The sequence below is a fragment of the Pseudoroseomonas ludipueritiae genome (assembly GCF_014490445.1).
GTDB lineage: Bacteria > Pseudomonadota > Alphaproteobacteria > Acetobacterales > Acetobacteraceae > Pseudoroseomonas > Pseudoroseomonas ludipueritiae.
On the sequence record NZ_JACTUZ010000266.1, the window covers coordinates 1 to 3,234 of the forward strand.

Below are 3,234 nucleotides of genomic sequence, written 5' to 3' on the forward strand. Positions count from 1 at the left end.
GTGGCCCGCATGCCGCTGCCGGAGCGCCCGGGCGCCCTGGCCTGGCTGCGCCCGCTGCTGCCCTTTGGCGGCGGCGCCCTGGCGGCGCTGCTGGCCTGCGGCCTTTGGCTGACCTTCGCCCCTTTCTCCGGGGCACCCGACTTCAGCGCGCCGCGCCAGATCGCGATGATCGAGAGCACCGAGTGACATCTTCTTCCACAAAGCTGATCCTGAAGGCGGCGTTGGGCGCGTCGCTGGCCCTGAACCTTATCTTCGGCGCGCTGCTGTTCTGGCCCGATATGGGCCGGCCGCATGGCGTGCGGGGCCTGCAGGCACGGATGGAACGCGTGCTCGGTCCCGAGGACCGCGCCACCTTCCACCGTGTGATGGAGGAAAGCCGCCCGCGCTGGGAGCAGCTGCGGCGCGACATGCGGCAGGCCCGGCCTCAGGTGGGCCGCGCCATCGGGGCTGAGCCCTTCTCCGAGGAAGCCCTGCGCGCCGCCATGGCCGAGGGGCGGCAGCGCTGGGTGGCCTTCAGCGAAGCGTATGAGGAGAGCCTGGCCCGGGCCACCGCCGCGATTTCGCCAGAAGGCCGGCGCAGGCTGCTGGCCGACATGCCCGAGAACCGCGAATGACCGCCGCCGTCCGCCTGCCGGCCGCCGGCTTCCTGGCCCTGCTGGCCCTCACCGGCTGCGCCATCCGGCCCGAGGCCACCCAGTCCGGCCTCACCCTGCCCGGCAGCTTCCGCGACGCCGCCGCGCAGCAGCCGGCCCAATGGCCGGACCCCGACTGGTGGCGCGGCTTCAATGCTCCGGAGCTGGACCGGCTGATGGAGGAAGCCAGCCAGGGCGCCTTCGACATCGCCGTCGCCGCCGCGCGGGTGCGGCAAGCCGATGCCCAGGCCCGCATCGCTGGCGCCGCGCTGCTGCCGACCGTCACCGGCGGGGCCGATGCCGCGCGGCGCCAGACCGGCGGCGGCAACCGGCGCACGACCTCCTATGACCTTAGCCTCTCGGCCAGCTACGAGGTGGATTTCTGGGGCCTGAACCGCAACACGGCGGCGGCGGCGCGCCTTTCCGCCCAGGCCAGCCGCTTCGATGCCGCCACGGTGATGCTGACCACCCAGGCCAGCGTCGCCAATACCTATTTCGACATCCTGACCACGCGCGAACAGCTGCGGGTGCAGGAAGAGAACCTGGAGGCCGCGCGACGCATCCTCACCGTCATCCGCTCCCAGGTCGCGGCGGGGGTGGCCACCGGGCTGGACCTGGCCCAGCAGGAAACCGTGGTGGCGCAGCAGGAAGCCCAGCTTCCTTCCCTGCGGCAGAGCATCGCCCAGAGCATCAATGCCCTGGCCGTGCTGGTTGGCCGCCCGCCGGAGGCGGTGGATGTGCTGCCGGGCGGGCTGGAGGCGCTGCGCGTGCCCGCCCCCTCGCCCGGCCTGCCCGGGGAGCTGCTGGCGCGCCGCCCCGATGTCTGGTCGGCGGAAGCCAGCCTCGCCGCCGCCAATGCCGATGTCGCCGCCGCCCGCGCGGCGCTGCTGCCCAGCATCACGCTCTCGGCCCAGGGGGGTTTCAGCAGCCTCGTGCTCGGCACGCTGCTGCGGCCGGAGGCGCAGTTCTGGTCTCTGGCCAGCAGCGTGACGCAGACCATCTTCGACAACGGGGCCCGGCAGGGCCGGGTGGAGCTGAGCCGCGCTCAGCAGGAGGAGCTGGTGGTGGAATACCGCCGCGCCATTGTCGCCGCGCTCAGCGACGTGGAGGATGCCCTGGTGGCGCTGCGAGAGACCACGGCGCAGGAAGATCTGCGGCGGGAAGCCGCCAGCCGCGCCCAGCGCGCTTCCGACATCGCCGAGGCGCAGCTTCGCGCCGGCACCATCAACCTGATCACGCTGCTGAACACCCAGCAGACGCTCTATTCGGCCCGCAACCAGCTGGTGCAGGCGCGGCTGCAGCGCCTCCAGGCCGCTGTGGGCCTGTTCCGCGCCCTGGGCGGCGGCTGGCAGCCCGGCCTGGCCGCGCGGTTCTGATCTTTCCGCGAGGAAGCCTCATGTCTCGTTTTTTCCGTTTCCTCGTGATGCTGCTGGTGCTGGCCGCCGTGCTGGCGGGCGGCTGGTGGTGGTGGCAGCAGCGCTCCGCGGCGCAGGAGGCTGGCAACAGCGCCCCTGCCGCCGCCGCGGGCGGCGCGCGGCGCGGCAGCCGTGGCGCTGGTGGGCCACCCGGCATGGCCATTCCCGTCACCATGACCACCGCCGAGAAGCGCGACCTGCCCCTGACGCTGGATGCGCTGGGCACCGTCTCCGCCCTGGCCAGCGTGGTGGTGCGGCCGCAGGTGGAAGGCCAGCTGATGGAACTGCTGTTCCAGGAAGGGCAGGAGGTGAAGGCCGGCGACATCCTGGCCCGCATCGACGACCGCACCTACCGCGCCGCCCTGGCCCAGGCCGAGGCCAAGAAGACCTACGACGCCGCGCAGCTCGCCAATGCCAAGGTGGACCTAGCGCGCTACCAGCAGCTCCTCTCCGCCAGCGGCGTGACGCGGCAGCAGGTGGATACCCAGCGCGCCCAGGTGGCGATGTTCGAGGCGCAGGTGCAGCAGGACCAGGCCGCCATCGACAGCGCCAGGACGCAGCTCGACTATACCGTGATCCGCTCGCCCATCGATGGGCGTGTAGGCTTGCGGCAGGTTGATACCGGCAACATCGTCCGCTCCTCCGACACCAATGGCATTGTCACGGTCACGCAACTGCGGCCCATTGCCGCCACCTTCAGCCTGCCGCAGCAGGAATTGCCGCGGCTGCTGCGCGCCATGGCCGCCGGGCCGGTGCCGGTGGACAGCATCCCCGCCCAGGCCAGCGAGCCGGTGGAGCGCGGCACCGTGCTCACCGTGGACAATGCCGTGGATGCCGCGACCGGCACCGTGCGCGTCAAGGCCACCTTCCCGAATGACAGCGGGCGGCTCTGGCCCGGCGCCTTTGTCAACCTGCGCATCCGCATGGAAGTGATCCAGGACGCGCTGGTGGTGCCGCTGGTGGCGGTGCAGCAGGGCCCGCGCGGCGCCTATACCTTCGTGGTGAAGCCGGACAACACGGTGGACATGCGTGACGTGGTGCTCGGCGCCGTGACGCAGAGCGAGGCGGCGGTGCGCCAGGGCCTGGCGGAGGGCGAGCAGGTGGTGACCTCCGGCGCGCTGCGGCTGAATGCCGGCAGCCGTGTCACCCCGGCCGAGCCGCAGGCGGCGCCCCCCCGCGCCGCCCCC

The 3,234-nt window shown here is 72.4% G+C and carries 4 protein-coding genes; all 4 read left to right on the plus strand.

All coding sequences use genetic code 11. The features are described 5' to 3' along the window. Positions 1 to 186 (plus strand): hypothetical protein (locus IBL25_RS25230; RefSeq protein ID WP_187781205.1); only part of this gene is annotated, 186 nt, incomplete at its 5' end. Then, complete coding sequence (locus tag IBL25_RS25235; RefSeq protein ID WP_187781206.1) at positions 183 to 614, plus strand: periplasmic heavy metal sensor; 432 nt, start codon at positions 183 to 185, stop codon at positions 612 to 614. The genes IBL25_RS25230 and IBL25_RS25235, both read left to right, overlap by 4 nt. Further along, entirely contained in the window at positions 611 to 2,008 is a 1,398-nt protein-coding gene (locus IBL25_RS25240; RefSeq protein ID WP_187781207.1) for an efflux transporter outer membrane subunit, read from the plus strand. Before IBL25_RS25235 ends, IBL25_RS25240 begins: the two co-directional genes overlap by 4 nt. A gap of 20 nt (positions 2,009 to 2,028) precedes the next feature. Further along, positions 2,029 to 3,234 (plus strand): efflux RND transporter periplasmic adaptor subunit (locus IBL25_RS25245; RefSeq protein WP_187781208.1); only part of this gene is annotated, 1,206 nt, incomplete at its 3' end.

Excerpts from the sequence above, each read along its gene's own strand:
- IBL25_RS25240 (WP_187781207.1), top strand. The coding sequence starts at position 611 with ATGACCGCCGCCGTCCGCCTGCCGGCCGCCGGCTTCCTGGCCCTGCTG.